1 protein-coding gene and 1 pseudogene are annotated in these 537 nt (G+C 40.4%); both read left to right on the forward strand.

Annotation, left to right across the window (positions count from 1 at the left end):
* A pseudogene (locus P5683_RS25690) lies at nucleotides 1-195 on the forward strand (flagellar assembly protein H); the annotation flags it as partial.
* Nucleotides 196-300: 105 nt separating this feature from the next.
* A partial coding sequence (locus P5683_RS25695) for a hypothetical protein (RefSeq protein ID WP_315641280.1) occupies nucleotides 301-537 on the forward strand: 237 nt, incomplete at its 3' end.

Below are 537 nucleotides of genomic sequence, written 5' to 3' on the forward strand. Positions count from 1 at the left end.
AAACAAACTCGTTTCTATCAAGAAGCCTTTACGGAAGGTCTCCAGGAAGGTCGCCAGGAAGGTCGCGAAGAAATCACGCGAAACATTGTCCTACGTTTGAATAACCTGGGTTATGCTTCGGAAGCGATCGCCGAAATTTTAGGCTTACCTGTTGATGAAATTCTGCCGATTTTAGAAGATTCTAATAAGGGGTAAAATTTGCAAATCACTATTAATTAACCAGGTTTTTGGGTAAAAACAGGGAACCGATTACCTATTAAATAAATATCCCGAAAACCTGTTTTTTCGGTAGGGTAAGAATTGGCAAGCGATCGCCGCCATCTTACCCTTAGCTATGACTGCATCGTAAGCAGCAAAACATCACCCGGCATTATTGTAGTCTATAAACTACCCCAAGCTAGTCGCCATGAGATTGCTAGAATGTTAGGATTAACTGATTTAAAACAAACTCGTTTCTATCAATCAGTAGGTGTTACTATAGCATTATTAGAGTCATATCAACCCATTGGCCAGGGTTCAATGAATTTCCGATCACCT

The sequence above is a fragment of the Limnospira sp. PMC 1279.21 genome (assembly GCF_032349615.1).
Classification (GTDB): domain Bacteria; phylum Cyanobacteriota; class Cyanobacteriia; order Cyanobacteriales; family Microcoleaceae; genus Limnospira; species Limnospira fusiformis.